At 71.8% G+C, this 21,370-nt stretch carries 25 protein-coding genes and 1 tRNA gene; 21 read left to right on the plus strand and 5 right to left on the minus strand.

Features of this window, described 5'->3' with window-relative positions; all coding sequences use genetic code 11:
• Nucleotides 1-155 precede the first annotated feature (155 nt).
• Nucleotides 156-662: a MarR family winged helix-turn-helix transcriptional regulator gene (locus tag V2J85_RS39670; protein ID WP_261956548.1), complete on the minus strand. Its 507-nt coding sequence runs from the start codon at nt 660-662 to the stop codon at nt 156-158.
• Between the two features lie 965 nt (nt 663-1,627).
• On the opposite strand from V2J85_RS39670, the gene V2J85_RS39675 reads away from it, so the two are divergent.
• The 10 genes from V2J85_RS39675 to V2J85_RS39720 all read left to right on the plus strand — a co-directional run bounded on the left by V2J85_RS39675 (nt 1,628) and on the right by V2J85_RS39720 (nt 9,790).
• Nucleotides 1,628-2,740 carry a cytochrome P450 gene (locus V2J85_RS39675; protein WP_419836882.1) on the plus strand — a complete coding sequence of 371 codons (1,113 nt, stop codon included), beginning with the start codon at nt 1,628-1,630 and terminating at the stop codon, nt 2,738-2,740.
• A 132-nt stretch (nt 2,741-2,872) separates the two neighbouring features.
• A complete protein-coding gene (locus V2J85_RS39680) occupies nt 2,873-3,079 on the plus strand; it encodes a ferredoxin (RefSeq protein ID WP_030417156.1) in 207 nt (68 codons plus the stop codon).
• Nucleotides 3,080-3,421: 342 nt separating this feature from the next.
• Nucleotides 3,422-3,790, plus strand: coding sequence for a hypothetical protein (locus tag V2J85_RS39685; RefSeq protein ID WP_330824297.1), 369 nt, complete (start codon nt 3,422-3,424; stop codon nt 3,788-3,790).
• A gap of 302 nt (nt 3,791-4,092) precedes the next feature.
• Complete coding sequence (locus V2J85_RS39690) at nt 4,093-5,148, plus strand: NAD(P)-dependent alcohol dehydrogenase (RefSeq protein ID WP_330824298.1); 1,056 nt, start codon at nt 4,093-4,095, stop codon at nt 5,146-5,148.
• 208 nt (nt 5,149-5,356) lie between these two features.
• A complete protein-coding gene (locus V2J85_RS39695; protein WP_330824299.1) occupies nt 5,357-5,989 on the plus strand; it encodes a hypothetical protein in 633 nt (210 codons plus the stop codon).
• Between the two features lie 35 nt (nt 5,990-6,024).
• A complete protein-coding gene (locus tag V2J85_RS39700) occupies nt 6,025-6,786 on the plus strand; it encodes an RNA polymerase sigma factor (protein WP_330824300.1) in 762 nt (253 codons plus the stop codon).
• On the plus strand, nt 6,783-7,439 hold the full coding sequence (locus tag V2J85_RS39705; protein ID WP_330824301.1) for a hypothetical protein: 657 nt from the start codon (nt 6,783-6,785) through the stop codon (nt 7,437-7,439). Before V2J85_RS39700 ends, V2J85_RS39705 begins: the two co-directional genes overlap by 4 nt.
• A 382-nt stretch (nt 7,440-7,821) precedes the next feature.
• Complete coding sequence (locus tag V2J85_RS39710; protein WP_261956555.1) at nt 7,822-8,421, plus strand: DUF4232 domain-containing protein; 600 nt, start codon at nt 7,822-7,824, stop codon at nt 8,419-8,421.
• A gap of 168 nt (nt 8,422-8,589) precedes the next feature.
• The gene (locus tag V2J85_RS39715; protein WP_006604254.1) at nt 8,590-8,886 is read left to right on the plus strand and encodes a type II toxin-antitoxin system VapB family antitoxin; all 297 of its coding nucleotides are present in this window, start codon (nt 8,590-8,592) and stop codon (nt 8,884-8,886) included.
• Between the two features lie 253 nt (nt 8,887-9,139).
• Nucleotides 9,140-9,790 carry a LytR C-terminal domain-containing protein gene (locus V2J85_RS39720; RefSeq protein WP_261956556.1) on the plus strand — a complete coding sequence of 217 codons (651 nt, stop codon included), beginning with the start codon at nt 9,140-9,142 and terminating at the stop codon, nt 9,788-9,790.
• A 95-nt stretch (nt 9,791-9,885) separates the two neighbouring features.
• Here V2J85_RS39720 and upp read toward each other — a convergent pair whose 3' ends face one another.
• A complete protein-coding gene (gene upp, locus V2J85_RS39725) occupies nt 9,886-10,521 on the minus strand; it encodes a uracil phosphoribosyltransferase (RefSeq protein WP_030417064.1) in 636 nt (211 codons plus the stop codon).
• A 220-nt stretch (nt 10,522-10,741) separates the two neighbouring features.
• On the opposite strand from upp, the gene V2J85_RS39730 reads away from it, so the two are divergent.
• From V2J85_RS39730 to V2J85_RS39745, 4 genes are all read left to right on the plus strand, one after another.
• Nucleotides 10,742-10,927, plus strand: a complete 186-nt coding sequence (locus tag V2J85_RS39730) for a hypothetical protein (RefSeq protein ID WP_330824303.1) — start codon at nt 10,742-10,744, stop codon at nt 10,925-10,927.
• A 210-nt stretch (nt 10,928-11,137) separates the two neighbouring features.
• On the plus strand, nt 11,138-11,665 hold the full coding sequence (locus tag V2J85_RS39735) for a tRNA adenosine deaminase-associated protein (RefSeq protein WP_261957517.1): 528 nt from the start codon (nt 11,138-11,140) through the stop codon (nt 11,663-11,665).
• Between the two features lie 148 nt (nt 11,666-11,813).
• Nucleotides 11,814-12,338: a tRNA adenosine(34) deaminase TadA gene (gene tadA / locus V2J85_RS39740; protein WP_261956557.1), complete on the plus strand. Its 525-nt coding sequence runs from the start codon at nt 11,814-11,816 to the stop codon at nt 12,336-12,338.
• A gap of 101 nt (nt 12,339-12,439) precedes the next feature.
• Nucleotides 12,440-12,526: transfer RNA gene (locus V2J85_RS39745), tRNA-Ser, on the plus strand.
• Between the two features lie 61 nt (nt 12,527-12,587).
• Here V2J85_RS39745 and V2J85_RS39750 read toward each other — a convergent pair.
• On the minus strand, nt 12,588-13,076 hold the full coding sequence (locus V2J85_RS39750) for a hypothetical protein (RefSeq protein ID WP_261956558.1): 489 nt from the start codon (nt 13,074-13,076) through the stop codon (nt 12,588-12,590).
• A 70-nt stretch (nt 13,077-13,146) separates the two neighbouring features.
• Complete coding sequence (locus tag V2J85_RS39755) at nt 13,147-13,926, minus strand: DUF2127 domain-containing protein (RefSeq protein WP_261956559.1); 780 nt, start codon at nt 13,924-13,926, stop codon at nt 13,147-13,149.
• 652 nt (nt 13,927-14,578) lie between these two features.
• Between V2J85_RS39755 and V2J85_RS39760 the strand changes: the two genes are divergently transcribed.
• From V2J85_RS39760 to V2J85_RS39790, 7 genes are all read left to right on the plus strand, one after another.
• Nucleotides 14,579-14,719, plus strand: coding sequence for a hypothetical protein (locus V2J85_RS39760; protein WP_261957588.1), 141 nt, complete (start codon nt 14,579-14,581; stop codon nt 14,717-14,719).
• A gap of 53 nt (nt 14,720-14,772) precedes the next feature.
• Nucleotides 14,773-15,066, plus strand: a complete 294-nt coding sequence (locus V2J85_RS39765; protein WP_261956560.1) for a Dabb family protein — start codon at nt 14,773-14,775, stop codon at nt 15,064-15,066.
• Nucleotides 15,067-15,363: 297 nt separating this feature from the next.
• The gene (locus V2J85_RS39770; RefSeq protein ID WP_030415862.1) at nt 15,364-16,173 is read left to right on the plus strand and encodes an RNA polymerase sigma factor SigF; all 810 of its coding nucleotides are present in this window, start codon (nt 15,364-15,366) and stop codon (nt 16,171-16,173) included.
• Nucleotides 16,174-16,362: 189 nt separating this feature from the next.
• Nucleotides 16,363-17,199 carry an RNA polymerase sigma factor SigF gene (locus V2J85_RS39775; protein ID WP_026169669.1) on the plus strand — a complete coding sequence of 279 codons (837 nt, stop codon included), beginning with the start codon at nt 16,363-16,365 and terminating at the stop codon, nt 17,197-17,199.
• A gap of 381 nt (nt 17,200-17,580) precedes the next feature.
• Nucleotides 17,581-18,396 (plus strand): hypothetical protein, encoded by an 816-nt coding sequence (locus tag V2J85_RS39780; RefSeq protein WP_261956561.1) that lies wholly within the window; start codon nt 17,581-17,583, stop codon nt 18,394-18,396.
• Nucleotides 18,397-18,550: 154 nt separating this feature from the next.
• Nucleotides 18,551-19,024, plus strand: a complete 474-nt coding sequence (locus V2J85_RS39785) for a VOC family protein (protein WP_261956562.1) — start codon at nt 18,551-18,553, stop codon at nt 19,022-19,024.
• A 229-nt stretch (nt 19,025-19,253) separates the two neighbouring features.
• Entirely contained in the window at nt 19,254-20,000 is a 747-nt protein-coding gene (locus V2J85_RS39790; RefSeq protein ID WP_261956563.1) for a DUF4232 domain-containing protein, read from the plus strand.
• Between the two features lie 204 nt (nt 20,001-20,204).
• On the opposite strand, the gene V2J85_RS39795 is transcribed toward V2J85_RS39790, so the two are convergent.
• Nucleotides 20,205-20,966: a MerR family transcriptional regulator gene (locus V2J85_RS39795; RefSeq protein ID WP_261956564.1), complete on the minus strand. Its 762-nt coding sequence runs from the start codon at nt 20,964-20,966 to the stop codon at nt 20,205-20,207.
• Nucleotides 20,967-21,370: the final 404 nt, after the last annotated feature.

The following is a 21,370-nucleotide window of genomic DNA, read 5'->3' on the forward strand; positions in this document are numbered from 1 at the left end:
ACCCCCAACCCCACCCCGCGGGGCGATCACCCCACCCCCAACTCCATCACAATCAGCGACACTCAACCCGGAACTAATAACTCTCCGTAATCGTTGCCGGAATAAGGAGGCACACGCAAGGCGAACCACGCAAGGCGAACCACACGGGAACGGCCTCAAGCGCCCCGGCGCCGCTGGCGTTCCTCCTCGGCGTGCTCGGCGTGCTTGTGCCGGGCGTAGCCGACCAGGTGGTTGAGGACGGCGACGGTGGCGGCGACGTCCGCGTCGTCGAAGTCCGCAAGAGCGTCACGCAGGCCGGCCTGACTGGTCTGCTGCAGGCGCTGGAGGACGGCCTTGCCGTGCGGGGTGATTGCCACCTTCCGGGCGCGCCGATCCAGCGAGTCCTGCGTACGTTCGACCAGGTCCTGCGCCTCCAACTGGCCGATCTGCCGGGTGACATGGGGCGGCTCGACCATCAGCAGCTCGGCGAGATCGCCGACGCGGCAGACGCCGCCGCTGTCCTCCAGGGCCATCAACAGCCAGAGATCGGAGCGGGCCGCCGTCACGCCCGCCTGAGCCGCCTGGCGCTCGTGAGCCCGTGAGCGGGTGAGCAGATAGGACAGCGTGGCCAGCACCCTTTGCAGCGCGGCGGTGGGGTCCTGGTCTCTTCCGGGGTCCGGCATGCAGGCACTTTAGCGGCCCTTGGGATCCCGGAACCCCCCAGCGCATACCAGGATCAGCGCTGCTCAGTACCTGTTTGCACGCTGGTTCCCGTACCCGAGCCGGAACGGTTCTCGCACCGCAGCCGGAAGGGTTCTCGCACCCGAACCGGAACGGCTCTCGCACCGCAGCCGAACGGTTCTCGCACCCGAACCGGAGCGCTTCTCGCACCGCAGTCGGATCGGTGCTCGTACCCCAAGCCGGATCGGTGCTCGTACCCCGATCGGAACGGTTCTCGCACCCGGGTCGGAGCGGTGCTCGTGCCCCCTCCGTGCCGGTTCCCTCACCCGGGCCTGCCGGGTCCGGTGCCCATTCAACTCTGCTGCCTGTGTGGCGGTTCGGGTGCGGCGGCCCGCGCGGGGCGGGACCTGTGGGGCGGGTGGGGCCTGTGGGGCGGGTGGGGCCTCGGTTTTGAGCCAACCTTGGGGAGGCTCGGATCTTTCCTTCCGTCGCTTGCCGGCGCTGAGTTAACGTGTGAACGGTTAGTTGCTTAACTTAGGTAAGTAGTTGTGTGCGCGCCGGGCCGGAATTCGGACGTCGTGTCGTGCGCTTGCAACGCCCCGTCGAGGAGTGGCGCCACCCCGCACCGTTGGCCACGGCAGAGCCGTGTCCCGATCGTGGAAGGACCAGCCGAATGACGACCGTAGAACCCATCGACGTGGAGAATAGCGCCGGCAGCGTTGAGGCCCTTGGTACCGCTGGGACTGCTGGGGCCGCTGGCAACTCCGGAACCATCGGAAACGCCAGCGCCATCGGAAATACCAGCACCATCGGAAACACCAGCACCATCAGCAGCACCCACCGCCCCGGAACCACCCACGCCACCAGTGACCCCGGCAGCGCCCCTCTCGCCAGTGAGAGTGGGCTGGTGGTGCCGGTGGGGCGGGGGGACGGGTGTCCGTTTGATCCGCCGGCGGGGGTGGAGCGGGTGCGGCGGGAGCAGCCGGTGGCGCGGGTGACGCTGTGGGACGGGTCGTCGTGTTGGATGGTGACGCGGCATCAGGATGTGCGGGCGGTGCTCGGGGACCCGCGGTTCAGCGCTGATGCGACCCGGCCCGGGTTTCCGTTCCTCACGGCCGGTGGGCGGGAAATCGTCGCCAACAACCCCACCTTCCTCCGCATGGACGACCCCGAGCATGCCCGGCTGCGCCGGATGCTCACCGCCGACTTCATGGTCAAGAAGGTGGAGGCGATGCGGCCCGAGGTGCAGCGCATCGCCGACGAGTTGCTCGACCGGATGACCGACGGGCGGAGTGCGGCGGACCTGGTGGCCGAATTCGCGCTGCCGTTGCCCTCGTTGGTGATCTGCCTGCTGCTCGGCGTGCCGTACGAGGACCATGAGTTCTTCCAGCAGCGCAGCGGCATCCTGCTCAGCCTCCGGTCCAGGCCCGAGGACATCCGGACCGCTCAGCAGGAACTGCACGCGTACCTGGTCCGGCTCGCCGGGTCCAAGCGTGAGCGGCCGGACGACGCCATCGTCAGCCGGCTGGTCGCCCGGGGCGAGCTCGATGACGACGAGATCGCGTCGATGGGGCGGCTGTTGCTGGTCGCCGGGCATGAGACGACCGCCAACATGACGGCCCTCTCGACGCTCGCGCTGCTCCGTAACCCCGGCCAGATGGCGCGGCTGCGCAACGACCCGTCGCTGATCAAGGGTGCCGTGGAGGAACTGCTGCGCTATCTGACGATCGTGCACAACGGTCTGCCGCGGATCGCCACCGAGGACGTCACGCTCGGCGGCGTCACCATCCGCGCCGGCGAGGGCGTGCTGTGCACGCTCAACAGCGCCAACCGCGACGACGAGGTCTTCCCCGGTGGGGACGCGCTCGACGTCGGGCGCGATGCGCGCCGCCATGTGGCGTTCGGCTTCGGTGTCCATCAGTGCCTGGGGCAGCCGCTCGCCAGGGTGGAGCTGCAGATCGCGCTGGAGACGCTGCTCCGCCGGCTCCCGGACCTGCGGCTCGACGTCGCCTTCGAGGAGATCCGCTTCCGGCACGACATGGGGGTCTACGGGGTGTACGCGCTGCCGGTTGCGTGGTGAGCCGGACCACGGCCTGCCCGTCGTTCGGTCCCACCGCCGGTGCCAGGCGCCGGCCCCGCCGTTTTTTGCCACCGCTGAACAACCACTGAGCCACCACTGAGGCGCCACTGAGGCCCCACTGAGGAGAGAGTCATGCGCGTCCACATCGACCAGGAGAAGTGCTGCGGGGCCGGGAGCTGTGTGCTGTCCGCGCCCGAGGTGTTCGACCAGCGGGAGGAGGACGGCATCGTCGTGCTGCTCGATGCCGCGCCGCCGGCGGAGCTGCATGACGCGGTGCGGGAGGCCGCGGCGATCTGCCCGGCGGCCGCGATCACCGTGGAGCAGGTCGAGCGGGTGTAGCCGTCGGCGGGCGGCGCCCGGCGATGCCCGTGGATCGATCGGCGATGCCCGCCGGATCGATTCGGCAGTACTCCTTCGTGTGACGGGCACATCGTCGGGCGTGCGCATGGGCAGCTCGCTTTTCGCGCGGGGGCGCCGAGCCCCCCGCGGGAGAAGTAGGGAAGGAAGCTGCCCATGCGTGTGCCCGAGAGCGTGTCCAAGAGCATGTCCGAGAGCGTGTCCAAGAGCATGTCGGAGAGCGTCTCCGAGACCGTGTTGTCCGTAGGCTCCGTGGGCCTGTCCGGGGGCGGGTCCGTGGGTGAGCCTGGGGAGGGGTCCGTGCGTGAGCCGAGGCGTGGGTCCGTGCGTCGGCCCGGGCGTCTGCGTCGATCCGTCACCGCGGTCGCCACCGCGGTCGGGGCCCTCGCGCTCGCCGTCGGGCTGCCGGCGTCCCCGGCCGGGGCGGCCACCGGCCCGTTCAGCTACATCTACGACGACGGGACCGGTATCCCGCGCCTGGGGCTGCTGGACGATCCGCCCAGCCGGGAGTGCATCACGCTGCCGGAGGTCGCCGACCCGGCCGTTCCGCCCGCGCACACGCCGAGGAACTACACCGGCTCCACGGCGACGGTCTTCGCCGGCGCCGACTGCACGGGCGACTACTTCAACCTTCGGCCGAACGGCGGCAATGCCTCCGAGCGTCTGAAGGTGCGGTCGGTCGTCTTCTCCTGACGACATGCCCACGGCCACGCCCGTGCCTGTGCCCATGCCCATGGCCACGCCCGCGCCTGTGCCCATGCCCATGCGCAAAACGGCCACGCCCGCGCCTGTGCCCCTGCGCATGGCCGTACCCGTGCTGCCCACGACCACGGCCAGGCGCATGCCCCGACCCGGGCGCATCCCCGTGCCCGTAGGGGCCGTGGCGTCGTAGGCCCGCCCGCCGTCCCAAGGTGGTTCCGCCAGTACTAGGCCTGCTGTGCATATGTTGAACGGTGCACTGGTTACGGAAAGCGGAACCACGCATTCTCGGTGGCATGACCCACACCTCTGTCTCTGCGTACGCCGCCCCCGCCCCGAAAGCACCGCTGGAGCGGATCACGATTCCGCGCCGCGAGCTGGGGTCCCACGACATCCTGATCGAGATCAAGTACGCCGGCATCTGCCACTCCGACATCCACACCGTGCGCGCCGAGTGGGGCGACGGCGGGAACTTCCCGATCGTCCCCGGCCATGAGATCGCCGGTGTGGTGGCCGAGGTCGGTGCCGAGGTCACCCGCTACCGGACCGGTGACCGGGTCGGCGTCGGCTGCTTCGTCGACTCCTGCCGCGAGTGCGACAACTGCCGGGCCGGCCTGCAGCAGTACTGCACCGGTGAGCTCGGCAACGTCGGTACGTACAACGCGACCGGCCGGGACGGCGAGACCACCCACGGCGGGTACTCCACCCACCTCGTCGTCGACGAGAACTACGCGCTGCGCATACCCGACTCCCTCCCCCTGGACGCCGCGGCCCCGCTGCTCTGCGCCGGCATCACCCTCTACTCCCCGCTCGCCCACTGGAAGGCCGGTCCCGGCAAGAAGGTGGCCGTGGTCGGTCTGGGCGGACTCGGGCACATGGGCGTGAAGATCGCGCATGCGATGGGCGCGGAGGTCACCGTGCTGAGCCAGTCGCTGCGCAAGAAGGACGACGGCCTGCGGCTGGGCGCGGACCACTACTACGCGACCTCCGACCCGGCCACGTTCGAGCAGCTCGCGGGCACCTTCGACCTGATCGTCAACACCGTGTCGGCGAACCTGGACCTGAACGCGTACCTCGGGCTGCTGCGCACCGACGGCACGCTGGTCCAGGTCGGGGCCCCGGAGCACCCGCTGCCGGTCGCGGCGTTCGCGCTGATCCCGGGGCGGAAGTCGCTCGCCGGGTCGATGATCGGCGGCATTCCGGAGACGCAGGAGATGCTCGACTTCTGTGGTGAGCACGGGCTGGGCGCGGACATCGAGGTGATCAGCGCGGAGCAGATCAACGAGGCGTACGAGCGGGTGCTGGCGAGTGACGTGCGGTACCGGTTCGTGATCGACGCGTCGACGATCTGAGGCAACCGGCCGAGGGCGCGCGCCGTTGCGGCGAACCGGCGGTGGAAAGCGATGCGCGGAACCGGCGGACGCAGTGGAAGGCGATGCGCGGAACCGGCGGACGCGGTGGGAAGCGGTGCGCGGAAGAAATCCGGGTGCGTGCGGCAACCCCCGCGTCCGCCGGGCGTCGTGAGGGGTGAGGGCGCCAATCGGCGCCGCCCTTCGACGCATGAACGTGGAGCAGCCGACCGTGACCCCGAAGCACACCCCGTTCCCCCCTACGGATCCCACCACGGACCCGACCTCGTTCCCCACCACGGGGCACGCCCCCTCCCCCGCCCACCGGGCCCCTGCCCGCGCCGGGCTCGTCGCGGCGCTCGCGCTGGCCGTCGTACCGGTGCTCGCCGTCCCGGTGGTGGCTGCCGGGTCGGCGTACGCCGCGGAGCGTTCGCCGGCCGCCGGTGCGTCCGCGGTGCCGAGTGCCCGGCCCACCACTCCCGGCCACCACGGACCGACCGCCCCGCCCTCCTCCCGCCCTGAGCCGTCCGCCTCGCCGACCCGGCCGGGACCGCGGCCGAGCACGGCGACGCCCAGCCCCAGCGTGCCGCCGAGCACGAAGCCGACCGCGGCGCCGAGCCCCGTTCCGTCGTCTTCGTCGTCTCCGTCGTCTTCGTCGTCTCCGTCGTCTTCGTCGTCTCCGTCGTCTTCGTCGTCTCCGTCGTCCGCGCCCGCCGGGGGCGGCAAGCAACTCGCGCGTACCGGTGCCTCTTCCGGGACCACCGCGGCGATCGGCGGTGCCGCGGCCGCGCTGATCGCCGCGGGTGGCACCACCGTCTACGCGGTCCGCCGCCGGCGCGGCTGAGTCCGTCCGCGCCGCCCGTTCCGGTACGTACGTCCATGGAGTACTCCGCAGCCGTCTGCCCCGCCCCGGTCCGGTTCGCCGTGCCGGGGCGCCGGCGTGCCCGGTGGCGGTGGCTGGTGCCTTCGCGGTGGCTGCTGCCCGCGCGGTGGCTGCTGCACACCGTCCGCCCGGCGGCCGGCCACCACGACACCTCCCACCACGACACGCCCCACCACGACGCCTCCCCCCGCGACGTCTCCCGGCCCGCGGGGCCCCGGCCGGCGTCGACACCCGCGCCGGGGCCCGTCCCCGCCACCCCACCGCCCGACCCCCCGCCCACGATCAGCGAGCTCTACCACGCGCAGCGGCTCGCGATGGTGCGGCTGGCGGTGCTGCTGGTCGACGACCGGGCCACCGCCGAGGACGTCGTCCAGGACGCGTTCACCGCGCTCTACAAGCGGCACGGCGAGCGGCTCGCGGACGTCGACAACGCGCTGGCCTATCTGCGTACCGCGGTCGTGAACGCCGCCCGTTCGGTGCTGCGGCGCCGACGTACCGCGCGTGACTACACCCCGCCCCACGAGGCGGACGCGCCGTCCGCCGAGGAGCGGATCGTGCTGGACGAGGAGCACCGCGAGGTGTTCGCCGCGCTGAGCGGGCTGACCGCGCGCCGCCGGGAGGTGCTCGTGCTGCGCTACTGGGGCGATCTGACGGAGGCTCAGATCGCGGCCACGCTGGGGATCAGCCGCGGTGCGGTGAAGTCGATCGCCAGCCGGGCGCTGGACTCCCTGGAGAAGATCTTGGAGGGGCGGTCATGAACGGTCCTGGCAGGCGGTCCGTGCGGCCGGTGGAAGACCGGTTGCGGCGGGCCTTCGCGGCGCGCGCGGAGAGCATCGACGTCCGGGACCTGCGGCCGGCCGCGCCGCCCGGGCCGCGGTCGCACCCCGCCCGGCGGCCGGCCGACCCGCAGCGGTCCCGAGCCCGCCACTCCTGGCTGCGCCCGTCCTGGCTGCGCCACCCCGGGCTGCGCCGCTTCGGCCTGCCGTTGGCCGCGGCCGTGGCGGCCGCGGCCGTCGCCTTCGGTTATCTCGCGGCCGCTCCCGACGCGTCCCGGGGCCCGTCCGACCGGCCGGCGCCCGCGACGCCGCCGCGCCCGGTACGCCCGTCGCCGTCGCCGTCGCTCCCCGGGCCGTCCGCGCGCCCCTCGCCCGGCCGCACGTTCCCGGGCAGTGCCGACCCGGACGGTGCGTCAGCAGGCGGCGCATCCGCAGGCAGTACGTCCCCGGGCGGTACGTCCGGAGCCACCGCCTCGCCGGGGCCGGACGGCGAGCCGTCCCGGGCGCCGCGCACCGAGCCGCCAAAGCCGCCGCGGAGCAGCGGTACGGCGCGCCCGTCGGCGACTCCCACCCCCGGCACGAGCACCGTGCCGACCGCGCAGAGCAGGGCGAACACCTCGCCGGCCGCGCCGTAGACCGTCTCGGTGCGCGGCTGTACGGGCAGTTGGGCGACGAGGGCCTGCCGGTCCGCGGTGAAGTGGTCGGCCGTGGACCGAATCCGGCCCTGGTGGTGAAGTGGTCGGCCGTGGACCGGATCCGGCCCTGGTGGTCGACGGCGGTGGCGACGCCGCGCACGGACCGCCGGATCACGGCGTAGCCGTATTCGACGGAGCGGAGGACGGCCCGCTGGGCGTGCGGCGCGTCGAAGCCGGGCCAGTCGACCTTGCCGTCCGGGGTGACCGGTGCGGCGGCGTTCCGTACGCAGGGGGTTCCGCGCCCGTGGGCGTTAGCCGCGCGTTAGCCGATCAGCAGCGGCGGCGCGGAAGGTCAGGTACACGCCACCGTCCGGGAGCCCTCATGCCGCCGCTCTTCACCTCCGCCCGCCGGGCACTCGCCGCGGCGCTGACCGTCACCGCCGTCCTCGCGCCGGCCGCCGCCTGCCACGGCACCGGCGCCAACCGGTCCGACGACCCGGCCACCGCCGTCTCCCCGGCCCCCGCCTCGCCGACCGTGACGGACGGCGGTCCGCCCCGGGGTCCGGGCGGCCGGGTCATCTGCACGCCCGAGATGCTCCGATTCCACGCCGGCGCGCTGCCGCACCGGGCCCGCCGGATGCTGCTGACGGTCACCAACTACGCAAACCGGCCCTGCGACTTCGCCGCTCCGCACCATGTGCTGCTGAGCTTCGGCGAGGGCCGCCGACCCGCCGTGCCGGTGATCGGGCGCAGCCGGCCGGGCTCCGTCGCCACCCTCGCACCCAACGGGACGGCCTACGCCCTGATCACCACCGGTACGGGCGGCAGCGGCCGGAAGGTCTCCCAGTTCGGGGTCGCGCTGGCCGCGCACACCGTCCCCACCCAGGTCGGCCTGGACGACCGCACCCCGGCCCGGGTCGATCCGCACACCGCCCGCGTCACGTACTGGCAACCCAGCCGGGCGGCCGCCCTGCGCTGGTGAGGCGGATCCGGGGGCCCGCGCAGCGACTTCCTGGCGGGTGCCTGCCCGGCAGGCCCCGGGCCCGGACCAGGTCATCGGCGGTTTCGGTCCCGGTTTTCGGGCAAAGATCACCTTTCCACCGCTGCGGGATGGCTGCGCCCGGTGCCGCTCGCCCGGTAGGCTTTCCGTGTGATCTTCAAGCGCATCGGAAATGGGCGGCCGTACCCCGACCACGGCCGGGAGAGCACCCGCCAGTGGGCGGATGTCGCCCCGCGCCCGGTACGCCTCGACCAGTTGGTGACCACCAAGCAGCAGCTCGACCTGGAGACGCTGCTCGCCGAGGACTCGACGTTCTACGGCGACCTCTTCGCGCACGTCGTGAAGTGGGAGGGCGACCTGTATCTGGAGGACGGTCTGCACCGCGCGGTGCGCGCCGCGCTCCAGCAGCGCCAGGTGCTGCACGCCCGGGTCCTCGAACTGGACTGACACCCCGCCAGCAGCCCGCGCCCGAACGGCACGTACCCCCTGCCGGACCCACCCCTGCGCCGAGGCCCGGCCGCTCCCGCACGCCGGCCGCCGCGGACTCCCCTGCACACCGGGCAAAAACCGGCCCTTACCGCCCGACCCGGCACGTCCCCACCCAACCCACCCTGCCCGAATTGACCCTTTTGGGTTGGGTCTCGCGCCACGCGTTGATCATCTAGTAGGCACGGCCTGTCACCCGCACTACGCTGCGCCCATGAGCATGCTGACGCCCCCGGGCATGGGCGGTAAGAAGTACCGCATCACGGGCGACAGGTATCCGCGGATGCGCCGCCCCCGCCACCGTCGCCGGATCGTCCTCACCCTCCTCGCCACGGCCTGCGCGCTCGGCCTGGTGGGCTGGGGCACCCTGCAGCTCATCGACGTCTTCGGTGGCCGGTCCGGTACCGCGCAGGCCGCCCAGGACAAGAAGCACTGCCCGGACGGCGGCGGGAAGACCGCGGTACGGGCCACGCCGGCCGCACAGAAACCGCCCGCGCCCGGCACCCTCACCGTCAACGTCTTCAACGCCACCCAGCGGTCCGGGCTCGCCAAGCGCACCGCCGACGAGCTCAAGAAGCGCGGCTTCAAGATCGGCAAGGTGGGCAACGCCCCGGCCGCCTACGACAAGAAGGTCAAGGGTGCCGGAATACTCCTCGGCCCCACGGCGGCGGCCGACGGCCCGCTGAAGGTGCTCGCCACCCAGCTCACCGGCGCCGAGCAGAAGACCGACGGCCGCAAGGGCGCCGATCTCGACCTGATCATCGGCGATGCCTTCAAGGAGCTCGCCACCCCGCAGGCCGCCGCCAAGTCCCTGGCCGTACTGAACCGTCCGGCTCAGGAACCGGCCCGCGACGCCACCTGCTGACCGTACGGAAGCCGCAACACCCGGCGGCCATGCGATCGGGCCCCGCACCACCGGATGGTGCGGGGCCCGATCGCTGCTCGGAAAGAAGGGTGGGGTCAGCCGGCGGTGCCGTACATCCGGTCGCCCGCGTCGCCGAGGCCCGGCACGATGTAGCGGTCCTCGTTCAGCCGCTCGTCGACCGCCGCGGTGACCACCGTCACCGGCGTACCGGCCAGCGCCTTCTCCATGACCGCGACGCCCTCCGGCGCGGCCAGCAGGCAGATCGCGGTGACGTCGTCCGCACCGCGCTTGATCAGCTCCTGGATCGCCGCGACCAGCGTGCCGCCGGTGGCCAGCATCGGGTCGACGACGTACACCTGCCGGCCCGAGAGGTCGTCGGGCATCCGCGTGGCGTAGGTGTGCGCCTCGTAGGTCTCCTCGTTGCGGACCATGCCCATGAAGCCGACCTCGGCGGTGGGCAGCAGCCGCACCATGCCGTCCAGCATGCCCAGACCGGCCCGCAGGATCGGCACGACCATGGGCCGCGGGTGCGAGAGCCGCACGCCGGTGGTCGCCGTCACCGGCGTCTCGATGTCGACCTGCTCGGTGCGCACGTCCCGGGTGGCCTCGTAGGCGAGCAGGGTGACCAGCTCGTCGGCGAGCCGCCGGAAGGTGGGGGAGTCGGTGCGCTTGTCGCGCAGAGTGGTGAGTTTGTGCGCCACCAGCGGGTGGTCGACGACGTGGATCCGCATGACATCGACAGTAACCGAGGCGGAGGGCCCCGGCGCCCGCCGTGCACCGCCCGGCCGCCGGACACGATGGCGCGGCCCGGCTGGCATCACTGCACCGGATAGCGGGAAAGTGGGCACGTACGCCCGACCATGCGTCGCGTCCTCGGGCGCAGTCCTCGCCGAGGTGGTGTGCAGCGTGCCCGACCCCCAGTGGACCGACAACACCGACGACGCCGACGACATCGACGACATCGACGACGCGGGCACCGCCCGTGACCCCGAGAGCGAGGCGGCGCGCCGACGGCGCCGGGCACAGTTCCTGCGCGAACTGCACGAGGCGAAGGAGCTCCGCAACCGCGTCCAGCCGCGCCGGGTGCGGGCCGAGCGGATGCGCCAGGCCATGCGGATGCGCTCTTTCCGCTGGTAATCGAGGGCATTCCGCTGAGAGCGGAACAGGCCCCGGTGCCCGGTAATGCTGCGGCACGTGAGCGACATCTCGCACAACCTCCGCACGACGCAGCGTCGAAGACCCCGCGCGAACGCGTTGTTTCTGCCACGATTCCGAAGGGGCGGGACCACCGGCGTGCACGCCGCCCCGCCCCGGCCCGGCACGCCTATGACCAGTGGGAGAGTCACGGTGTACTTCGCCGCACTGCTCGCGCGCACCGAAGACGGGTGGGAAGCGAGCGATACGGAGCTCGACAATGTGGAGACGCTGACCGATCTGGCCGATCTGGCCCGAGAGGCAGCGGTCGACGACGACACGGTGGTGGCCCTGCTGGAGCAGGAGGACGCCTGGTTCGGAGTCGTCCGGGTGGACGGCGACGACGACCCCCGCATCTTCGTCTCGAACGCCGCCGCCGCGGCCCGCAGCTCGTACGGGTCCCTGCTGACCGACGAACTGCTCGGCCGGGACGAAACCATCGAGGACGACCTCGACAGCCTCGACCTGGACGGGACGGAGGACGGCGAACCCGAACGGGACGACGAGGCCGAGGCGAACACCGACAACGGCAGCCCGACCCCGGCCGGACCGCTCGGCGACGCCGGACTCCTGGACGACCTCGGCGTCGGCGAGAAGGAGCTGCTGGCCCTCGACGGCGACGCCCTCTCGGAGATCGCCGACGCCCTGGGCTGCACGGACGTACTGGAGGCGGTCCGGTAGCCGGGGGCACGGCGACTCCGGTCACCCGCGGTGGCGCGGCGTCCGGGGCCGGGGTCCGGTGGGCGGCGAGCGCTGCGCTCCGGCCCCGGCCCCGCGCCGGCCCCCGCCCGGTCACCCGCACCCGCCCCGGTCACGGACACTGGGTGGCATGAGCGCCCCCCGGTCCGGCCCGCTGCCCGACGTCCCGCCTCCCCCGGCGCCCGCTCCGCTGCCCGATCCGCTGCGTGATCCCTGGATCGCGCCGATGCGGCAGGCGCTGGGCGAGGCCGCCCGCGCCCCCGGAACCGGCGACGTCCCGGTGGGTGCCGTCGTGCTGTCCGCGGACGGCACGGTCCTCGGCACCGGCCACAACGAACGCGAGGCCACCGGCGACCCGACCGCCCACGCCGAGGTCCTCGCACTGCGCGCGGCGGCGCGTACCGTCGGGGAGTGGCGGCTGACCGGCTGCACGCTGGTCGTCACCCTCGAACCCTGCACGATGTGCGCCGGCGCGCTGGTGCTCTCCCGGGTCGACCGGGTCGTCTACGGCGCCCGCGACGCCAAGGCCGGCGCGGCCGGCTCGCTCTGGGACGTCGTGCGTGACCGACGTCTCAACCACCGCCCCGAGGTCATCACCGGCGTCCTCGAAGCGGAGTGCGCGGCCCTGCTCACCACGTTCTTCCGCGACCGCTGACCAACGGCGGGGCCGCGCCCCCGCCCCGCCCCCGCCCCGTTCGTCCCGCCCCCGGGAATCCGATTTCGGTGCACGGCCCCCCGTGGGCTAAGCTCTCTCTCGGTAGCGTGTCCGAGCGGCCGAAGGAGCGCGCCTCGAAAGCGCGTGAGGGGGCAACTCCTCCGTGGGTTCAAATCCCACCGCTACCGCTCAAGGGCAAAGGCCCCGATCCCTTCCGGATCGGGGCCTTCGTCATGTCCGGGGTGGCGGCTAGTCGTTGCGCCGGCCCCGCAGCGCACGGCGCACGAAGTGCACGATCAGCCAGATCACCAGAACGATGAGGACCAGGAAGACGACGAACAGGACGATCAGGAAGATGCCCAGCTTCTTGAAGAAGCCGCGCTTCTTCTTCGTCTTGCCCTTCGACTTCCAGGAGGACTTCTTGTCCTTGGAGACGGTCGTCAGGTGCGACGTCGAGTGGTGCGAGCCGTGCGACGAGTGGAACGAGTGGAACGCCCCGTGGTGGCCGTAGGCGGCGGACTGCGCGGGGGCGGCGGCGAGCGCGCCCGCGGCCTCGGTGCGGACGGTCTCGGTGCGTACGGCTGCGGTGCGGGCCGTCTCCGGGGCGGTGCGGCCGGCCGCGGTGGCCGGGGCGACGGCGGCGGCCAGCAGGCCGGCCAGCAGTGCCAGCACCACCGCCGTGCGCCGGCGGGCGGCGGACGGGCGCGGCGAACCGGAGCCGGATCGTGCGGAGTTCACCGGCGTGGGTGTGGGTGTGGGTGCGGATGTGGGCATGGTGGGGTCCCCCCGGGGTCGGGCGTTGAGGCGTTCAGGCGTTGTGGGTCGTGGTGGACAGACCGGCCGAGGTCTCGACCTCCAGGAGGGAGGCGCTGTGCCGCTCCGCGTCGAAGGCCGCCCGGCCGCCGCGTAGCCCGAACAGCCGCTTGGCGAGCGCGATGTAGAGCACCGCGAGGATGTTGATGACGAGCGTGGCGATCTTGAGCCAGCTGACCTTCTCGGTGAGCTCGTAGATCTCCAGCGGCAGGAAGGCGGCGGTCGCGACGACGGTCAGGTACTCCGCCCACCGCTTGGCGTACCAGAGGCCCACGCCCTCGACGATCTCGATGACGGCGTAGACCAGCAGGGCCACGGCCACCAGCACCAGGGTGGAGTGGCGGTAGCCGAAGGTCTTCTGGATGGTGCCGACGACCGGTGAGTGGTCCAGGTCGTAGTGGAAGTGGCGGGCCACCGGGCGGAGCACGGCGATGTACTCGTCGAAGAACCGCCGGACCGCGTCCTTGCGGTTGCTGAACTGCCAGACGCCGACCGCGGCCAGCACGATGAAGACGCCGCGCACCGCCCGTTCGACGGCCAGGAAGCGCAGGATGAACAGGTCGCGGAGGACCTTGCCGCGCGGGACGAGCGGGGCGTCGGCGGCCGGCCCCGTGCCGTGCGGCTCGCCGAGCGCGAAGTCGCCGCAGCGCAGGCAGCGCCAGGCCTCGCCGAGCGCGGTGTCGGCCCGCAGGTTCTGCCGGAGGTGCTCCTCGGTGGGGAGGTAGGTGATGTGCCCGCGGCGCGCGCAGGTACGCCGGTCCCAGTCGATCTTCATCGTCGGAGCCCGTGGTCCTTTCGTCGTCCCACGCGGCCGTCCGCACCGCGCCGCGGCGCGCCGCCGCGCGTCATTCTGTCGCGTACATGATGCATGGACGCCGCGCCGTACGAGGTGAGAGACGCGGGGACGGCGGGTGACGGTTGCGTGCGGCGCCGGGACCACGGCGGGCCGGTCCGGGGGGAGCGGCCTCAGGGAAGCCGCTCCCCCCGGTGCGGACCGAACCCCCAAGCCCACGCCGCTTTCCGGGGGGAAGTCACGGCGTGGACCCCGCAGCGAGGCCCAGGTCCGGGGCCCGCGGATTCCTGCCAGATCCCTCGGGCCACCGCTTTCATGGTGCCTGCCGGGCCCACTCCGACGGTCCGGCAAAGGACCTGCTTCGCCGGGCCTTTGGTCCATAAAGTCCGGATCAGGGACGGGGTCAGGGACCGGGTCGGAGCCCGGGTCGGAGCCCGGGTCGGAGCCCGGGCCGGGGTGCGGGCCGCCCCCGCCGGACGGGAACCGTGCGTACTCCCGGCTCCCCGGATCGAACACGTGTGGTTACACTCGCCCGACTGCATCCGGCCGCCCGCACCACCGCGGGAGCTGCAGGGACACCGCAGGGGACTGCCACAGGGGAGACGGGACGATGGCGCAGGCCAAGAAGATCGTGTTGTACCTACTCATCGTCTTCGTGCTGTACACGATCATCACCTCCCCCCAGCGCGCCGCCCAGCTGGTCCAAGTAGGCTTCGAGGGCATCTCGTCCGCTGCTCAGGGCGTCGGCGAGTTCATGACCCAGCTGATCAAGTAGGGCCGCCCGCTCCCGGGCCGGCCCCGTTGATCACCCGCCGCACGGAGGCCCCTGTGATCCGCCACCTGGTCCTGTTCAAGCTCAACGACGGCGTCTCCCGGGACGAGGAACGCGTCCAGGCCGGCGCCCGGGCCTTCGCGGCACTCGAGAACGAGATCCCGGAGCTGACGTTCTGGGAGTGCGCCTGGAACATCACCGACCGCCCGATCGCCTACGACTTCGCGATCAACTCGGCGGTGGCCGACAAGGACGCCCTGAAGCGGTACATCGAGCACCCGGCCCACCAGGCGGCCGCTGCCCAGTGGCGCGAATTCGCCACCTGGGTGATCGCGGACTACGAATTCTGAGCCTCGGCACCCCGCACCCGGCCCCCCGGAGCGCCCGGCGCGCGATCCGCATACCTTCCACAGCCGTTCACCGGAGCCCCTCGCCCCCCGCGGGCGGGGGGCTTCCGCGCGCCCCGCCCCACTCCCTCCACACCCCCGCAGCACCCCCTCCCACCACCCCTCTCACCACCCAACTCTCTCTTCAACACGGCGTTATGGGGTGCTTGCACACAGTGCACATGTCTTGTGATGCTATGACCGCTTTTGCCGGATACATGCACTGCGAGTCCCTGCACCGCCGAGCACTGGAAGGGTGGCGTGACCGTGACGGCCCGTACTGCGCCCAAGGCTCCGTCCCGCGAGAGCCGGAGCGCGGACACCCGGGCGCTCACACAGGTGCTGTTCGCCGAGCTGTCCGACCTCGAACCCGGCACCCCCGAGCACACCCGCGTCCGTGCCGCCCTGATCGAGGCCAACCTGCCGCTCGTGCGCTACGCCGCGGCCCGCTTCCGCAGCCGCAACGAGCCCATGGAGGACGTCATCCAGGTCGGCACGATCGGCCTGATCAACGCGATCGACCGGTTCGACCCGGACCGCGGCGTCCAGTTCCCCACCTTCGCCATGCCAACCGTCGTCGGCGAGATCAAACGCTACTTTCGAGACAATGTCCGTACGGTCCATGTACCGCGCCGCCTCCACGAGCTGTGGGTGCAGGTCAACGGCGCCACCGAGGACCTGACGGTGCTGCACGGCCGCTCCCCCACCACCGCCGAGATCGCCGAACGGCTCAAGATCGGCGAGGACGAGGTGCTGGCCTGCCTGGAGGCCGGCCGCTCGTACCACGCCACCTCACTGGAGGCCGCGCAGGAGGGCGACGGCCTCCCCGGCCTGCTGGACCGCCTCGGATACGAGGACCCCGAGCTCGCCGGCGTCGAGCACCGCGACCTCGTACGGCACCTCCTCGTCCAGCTCCCCGAACGCGAACAGCGGATCCTTCTGCTGCGTTACTACAGCAATCTGACGCAGTCCCAGATCTCCGCCGAACTGGGGGTGTCGCAGATGCATGTCTCCCGGCTACTGTCGCGGAGCTTCGCCCGCCTGCGATCCGCAAACAGGATCGACGCATAACCGGGACGGGCGACCCGATCCTGCACAGATATGTCGACAAGGCGCTACAGCGTGTTGCCGACATGTGACATTCTGCAGGAACCGCGTTTGCCGTAGCGCTGCCTCCGGTATTCAGGTGGAGGCATCACTTCCCGGTCCGCCTCGGGCCGGGACGCCGCAGCGATCCGTCCGCGACCTCAAGGGGGTGGCATGTCCGTAGAACTGGGCAGCTCAAAGGTGCTTCCTGCGATTCCCGCGCCCGCACCGCACGTGCACGACGACGACGCCATCAACACCCGCACGCTCTCCCGCTCCCTGTTCCTGCGGCTGGCCTCGCTCGACAAGGACTGCGCGGAGCGCACGTACGTGCGTGACACGCTCATCGAACTCAACCTGCCGCTGGTGCGCTACGCCGCGGCCCGCTTCCGCAGCCGCAACGAGCCGATGGAGGACATCGTCCAGGTCGGCACGATCGGTCTGATCAAGGCGATCGACCGTTTCGATTGCGAACGCGGGGTGGAATTCCCGACCTTCGCGATGCCGACCGTCGTCGGCGAGATCAAGCGCTTCTTCCGCGACACGTCGTGGTCGGTGCGGGTCCCCCGCCGGCTCCAGGAGCTCCGCCTCGCCCTCACCAAGGCCAGCGACGAGCTCTCCCAGAAGCTCGACCGTTCCCCGACCGTCCCCGAACTCGCCCTGTGCCTGGGCGTGTCCGAGGAGGACGTGGTCGACGGCCTGGCGGTCGGCAACGCCTACACCGCCTCCTCGCTGGACTCCCCCTCCCCCGAGGACGACGGCGGCGAGGGCTCCCTCGCGGACCGCCTCGGCTACGAGGACAGCGCCCTGGAGGGCGTCGAGTACCGCGAGTCCCTCAAGCCCCTGCTGGCCAAACTCCCCGCCCGGGAACGCCAGATCATCATGTTGCGCTTCTTCGCCAACATGACCCAGTCGCAGATCGGCGAAGAGGTCGGCATCTCCCAGATGCACGTCTCCCGCCTGCTCACCCGCACCCTGGCGCAGCTGCGCGAGGGCCTGATCTCCGACTGAGGAACGGTCCGCCGAGGGGCCTTTGACGCTCCGCGCCGCTCGGCGGACAGTTGAAGAATCCGGAGACGAGAACCCCTGACGGGACCTGTGCCGCACCGGCTACGGGGCCCGCTTTAGGCGTGCCTGGGCCAGTTGCCCCCCAATGCGGCGCGTCGGCCCCGCACTTGGGTCGATACGGCGCCTTCGGCGCGACGCAGCGACTTCAGCGCGATACGGCAACTTCGGTGCGTTACAGGCGACTTCGACGCGCTACGGCGCGTTACGGGTGACTTCGGCGCGTTACGGTACGTTACGGCGCATCACGGCGAGCATCGCCCGAACCCGCAGAACCGTCCTACCCCATCCCTATACACCTGATGCTCCGTCAGCAACACTGTGCCGATGCGACGACGGACGACAACGACCCTCGCCTCCGCCTCGGCGGCCGTGCTGTGTCTGGGTGTCCTGCTCACCGGCTGCGGGGACGCGGCCGACCGAGGCCACGTCGCGGTGGGCGCGGCCGGCCCGGGCGACGGAGCGGCGCCACAGCACCCCGTACCGCCGCGCGACGGCATCGAGCTGACGCCGTACGACGGGAACGGGGACGGGCCCGACGGCGGCAGGGCCGGCGGAGGCAGCGGCGGCAGCAGTAACAGCGCCCGGGGGAACGGCAGCGGCGGGAGCCCTTCCGGCCCTACGAGCGCAGGGAGCGGCTCGTCCACCACGGCGCCCGGTGCCCACCGTCCCGGCGGCGGTAGCGGTGAGGGTCCCCCTGGAGGCCAGGAGATCCCCTCCCCCGGCTCGCACGGGACGCCAACGCCCACCCCGCGGCCCACCGACCCCACCCGTCCCCCGCACCACGACTCCCCCGCGTCGCCTGAGCCCGGCATCCCCGCCGGTCCGGGCGCCCCCGGCGGTCTCCTGGTCGGCCATCCCGTCCTCGCCGGCACCGACGTCCGCTGGTGCCAGAAGGTCAGCCTCGACTTCGTCAACACCGGCGACCACCCCGTCACCACCGGAAAGGTCACGTTCGGCAGCCACGTCATCGGACCCCTCGGCGTCGACTGGGCCACCCTCACGTCCACGCACGAGGTGCCGCTGCCTCTGGCCCCCGGCACGAAGGAGACCGGCAGCTGGCGGGTGTGCGTGGACGCCTGGCGGGTGCCGCTGGGCATGCACCTCGACACCAGGGACTTCAGCTTCGCGTGGGGCGCGTGACCCGTAGAGATTTCCGCTCGTGGGCGGCTCGTAGGGATTTCCGCCCGGATGGCGAGGCGTACCGGCCGGTGCAACGGTCGATACAGGTAACGCACGCCACAACGTCCGACCGCGGACCACGAACCGTGGGCCGCAGACCCCGCAGGAGATCGCCATGCCCCGCATCACCCCCAACCTCTGGTTCGACACCCAGGGCAAGGAGGCCGCCGAGTTCTACTGCTCGGTGTTCCCGAACTCGAAGATCACCAGCGTCACGCACTACAACGAGGCGGGCCCGCGCGAGGCCGGCACCGTCCTGACCGTCGAGTTCGAGCTCGACGGTCAGCCGTACATCGCGATCAACGGCGGCCCGGAGTTCACCTTCACCGAAGCGATCTCGCTCATGGTCAACTGCGCCGACCAGAAGGAGATCGACTACTACTGGGCCAAACTCTCCGAGGGCGGCGAGGAGGGCCCCTGCGGCTGGCTGAAGGACAAGTACGGCCTGTCCTGGCAGGTCGCGCCGGGCGGTATGGCGGAGCTGCTGAACGACCCGGACCAGGAACGGGCGACCCGCGCCATGAAGGCCATGCTCGGCATGAAGAAGATCGACATCGCCGCGCTGGAGGCCGCGGCGGACGCGACGTAAGCGAGGTAGGCGAGGTAGGCGACGAGATGGCGGGATAGCGGGGGGGAAGGGACGGTCCCCGGTCCGAAGGGCCGCCCTTCCTGCTCTCCGCTCTCCCCTCCCCCTCTCCCCCTCCTGCCGTCCGGACGTTAGCGAGCTGTTAGTTGATCAACAGCGGGCGACGGGAGTCTGGTGTCAGCGGGCCGGAGGTCGGGCCGCGACCGTACTGACGCAGCCAGGGGGACTCCCGATGTCGCACCACACCACGCTCCGCCGCGGACGCAAGGCAGCCGCCGCCACCGTGATCGCCGCGGCCGCGCTGGCGCTGACCGCCTGCCAGGGCAACTCGCCGAAGGCGGACCCCGCGGGCTCCCCGAGCCCCGCGTCGTCCGCCGGGGCGAGCGGTTCGTCCGGGTCGGACTCGGGCACGGGCTCGGGCTCGGGTACGTCCGGCGGTCAGGGTTCCGGTACGACGTCGGGCGGCGGCTCCCAGTCCGGCAAGAACGGCTCCGGCACGGGTGGCAGCGGCGGCTCGGCCTCGCAGACCTCCTCGAAGGACGGCTCCTCCGCCCGCTGCTCCACCGGCAGCCTGCAGGCCGGCTGGGGCTCGTCGGGCGGCGGCATCCCGGACATGCACAGCGACGCGCAGCAGAACGTCACCGTGTGGCTGAAGAACACCGGACACAGCGCCTGCACGATCAGCGGCTTCCCCGGCGTGCAGCTCAAGGCCAACGACGGCCACTCGATCGACCTGCCGCGCTCCTCGAAGAAGCCGGCGCCGGTGACGCTGAAGCCGGGCGGGTCCGCGTCGTTCACCATCACGCTCCTGCCGTCGGTCAGCTCCGAGGACAGGAAGATCGAGCCGGGCATGGTGCTGGTCACGCCGCCGAACGAGAAGCAGCACTTCCAGCTGAAGTGGCCCTACGGCGGCGCCATCCTGGACCAGTCCGGCGCCACGCACCCGGGCACCTACGTCAACCCGGTCAACGCCGCCTGACCCCTCGACGCCACCCCCCGCCACCGCGCCGGCCGTGCCCTCACACGGTCGGCGCGGTCGTCGTCTGCGCGGTCGCCATCTGCGCGCCCGTCCGCCGTGCACCCGGGCCCGCCAGGGGGAATCACGGTGCGGCGCTCCGGGAACGGGTGCCCGGCTGCCGGGGTCTGCAGCCCCCGGTAGTCGGTGTCGGTCGGTGACGGCCGGTCAGCTCAGCCTGGCGTCGGCGTAGGCCGCCATCGCGTCCCGCTGGTACTCGGCCAGACCGGCGGCGACCCGGTCGTAGGCCGCGCGCCACGTCGCGTCGTCGACGTAGGTCTGCCCGAGGGCCTTGAACGCGGCCGCGCTCGGGGTCCACATCCGGCAGATGCCCTGGTAGTGCGCCTCCACCTCGGCCTGTACCGCCGGGTCGGTCACCGGCGTACCGGCCCGCAGGAACTCCGCCACGCGCACCATCGCGGCGGTCGCGTCACGCTGCATCGCCTCCATGTCCGCCTCGCTGAGCGTCGCCGCGAACTGCCCCGACTGCTCCGCCTGCTGGGGCCACCGCTCGTCGGCGGCCTCCTCGTGGCGAGTGGTGTCGAAGCCGACGAACAGGTTCTCCGGGCTACTGATCTTTTCCATGGTGTCGGTGTCCTTGTCATCCTCCAGTTCGGCGATGGTGCGGCCGATCGTGCGGACCAGCGCATCGAGCCGGTCCCGCTCGGCCGCCAGCCTGCGCATGTGCGCGCGCAGCGCGGCCGCCTGGTCGACCTGGTGCTCCAGAACGTTCGCGATGTCGCGGAGTCCCAGACCCAGTTCACGCATCAGCAGGATCTGCTGCAGGCGCAGCAGCTCGGCCTCTCCGTAGTGGCGGTGGCCGTTGCTCCCGAGGTATGCGGGGACGAGCAGGCCGATGTCGTCGTAGTGCCGCAGGGTCCGGGACGTCACCCCGGACATCCGGGCCACGTCCGCGATCGACCAGGCCATGACCGTGCCCTTTCATCGCCGGGCCGGTCTTTCCGGCCTCGAGAACGAACGTAGAAGTTGACGCAACGGAAAGCGCAAGTCGTTCCGGAGGGGGCAGGTTGCTCCCCCGGGCCCCGCCCCCACGGCCGGTGCACCCACGGCTGGCAGCCCGGCAGCTGGACGACGCAGCGCCACCGCCAATTCGCTTGCGGGGATGGGGAATACGGGGCCCCTGCCCTCGCGTTGTGGCCCCAGCAGGGGGCGCGTGCGACCCTTACGGGATCTGCTCGGCTGTGCCCTAGGTGTGCTGTCCCGGGACGTTGGTGACAGGCGACATGCCTTGAGTGGTCCTTGAAAGAGGCGAGGGCCTTCTGGCTCGGTGTGGATTGCGACATCTACCGCCGAGTGCAGGAGGCCCTCGTGAT

Origin of the sequence: Streptomyces bugieae (assembly GCF_036352915.1) — a bacterium.
Classification (GTDB): Bacteria; Actinomycetota; Actinomycetes; order Streptomycetales; family Streptomycetaceae; genus Streptomyces; species Streptomyces endophytica.

Bases quoted from the DNA above. Each gene is read 5' to 3' on its own strand.
- V2J85_RS39670 (WP_261956548.1), bottom strand. From the start codon at position 662: ATGCCGGACCCCGGAAGAGACCAGGACCCCACCGCCGCGCTGCAAAGG.
- V2J85_RS39680 (WP_030417156.1), top strand. From the start codon at position 2,873: ATGCGCGTCCACATCGACCAGGAGAAGTGCTGCGGGGCCGGGAGCTGT.
- V2J85_RS39690 (WP_330824298.1), top strand. From the start codon at position 4,093: ATGACCCACACCTCTGTCTCTGCGTACGCCGCCCCCGCCCCGAAAGCA.
- V2J85_RS39695 (WP_330824299.1), top strand. From the start codon at position 5,357: ATGAACGTGGAGCAGCCGACCGTGACCCCGAAGCACACCCCGTTCCCC.
- V2J85_RS39700 (WP_330824300.1), top strand. From the start codon at position 6,025: ATGGAGTACTCCGCAGCCGTCTGCCCCGCCCCGGTCCGGTTCGCCGTG.
- V2J85_RS39705 (WP_330824301.1), top strand. From the start codon at position 6,783: ATGAACGGTCCTGGCAGGCGGTCCGTGCGGCCGGTGGAAGACCGGTTG.
- V2J85_RS39710 (WP_261956555.1), top strand. From the start codon at position 7,822: ATGCCGCCGCTCTTCACCTCCGCCCGCCGGGCACTCGCCGCGGCGCTG.
- V2J85_RS39720 (WP_261956556.1), top strand. From the start codon at position 9,140: ATGAGCATGCTGACGCCCCCGGGCATGGGCGGTAAGAAGTACCGCATC.
- upp (WP_030417064.1), bottom strand. From the start codon at position 10,521: ATGCGGATCCACGTCGTCGACCACCCGCTGGTGGCGCACAAACTCACC.
- tadA (WP_261956557.1), top strand. From the start codon at position 11,814: ATGAGCGCCCCCCGGTCCGGCCCGCTGCCCGACGTCCCGCCTCCCCCG.
- V2J85_RS39755 (WP_261956559.1), bottom strand. From the start codon at position 13,926: ATGAAGATCGACTGGGACCGGCGTACCTGCGCGCGCCGCGGGCACATC.
- V2J85_RS39775 (WP_026169669.1), top strand. From the start codon at position 16,363: ATGTCCGTAGAACTGGGCAGCTCAAAGGTGCTTCCTGCGATTCCCGCG.
- V2J85_RS39780 (WP_261956561.1), top strand. From the start codon at position 17,581: ATGCGACGACGGACGACAACGACCCTCGCCTCCGCCTCGGCGGCCGTG.
- V2J85_RS39785 (WP_261956562.1), top strand. From the start codon at position 18,551: ATGCCCCGCATCACCCCCAACCTCTGGTTCGACACCCAGGGCAAGGAG.
- V2J85_RS39790 (WP_261956563.1), top strand. From the start codon at position 19,254: ATGTCGCACCACACCACGCTCCGCCGCGGACGCAAGGCAGCCGCCGCC.
- V2J85_RS39795 (WP_261956564.1), bottom strand. From the start codon at position 20,966: ATGGCCTGGTCGATCGCGGACGTGGCCCGGATGTCCGGGGTGACGTCC.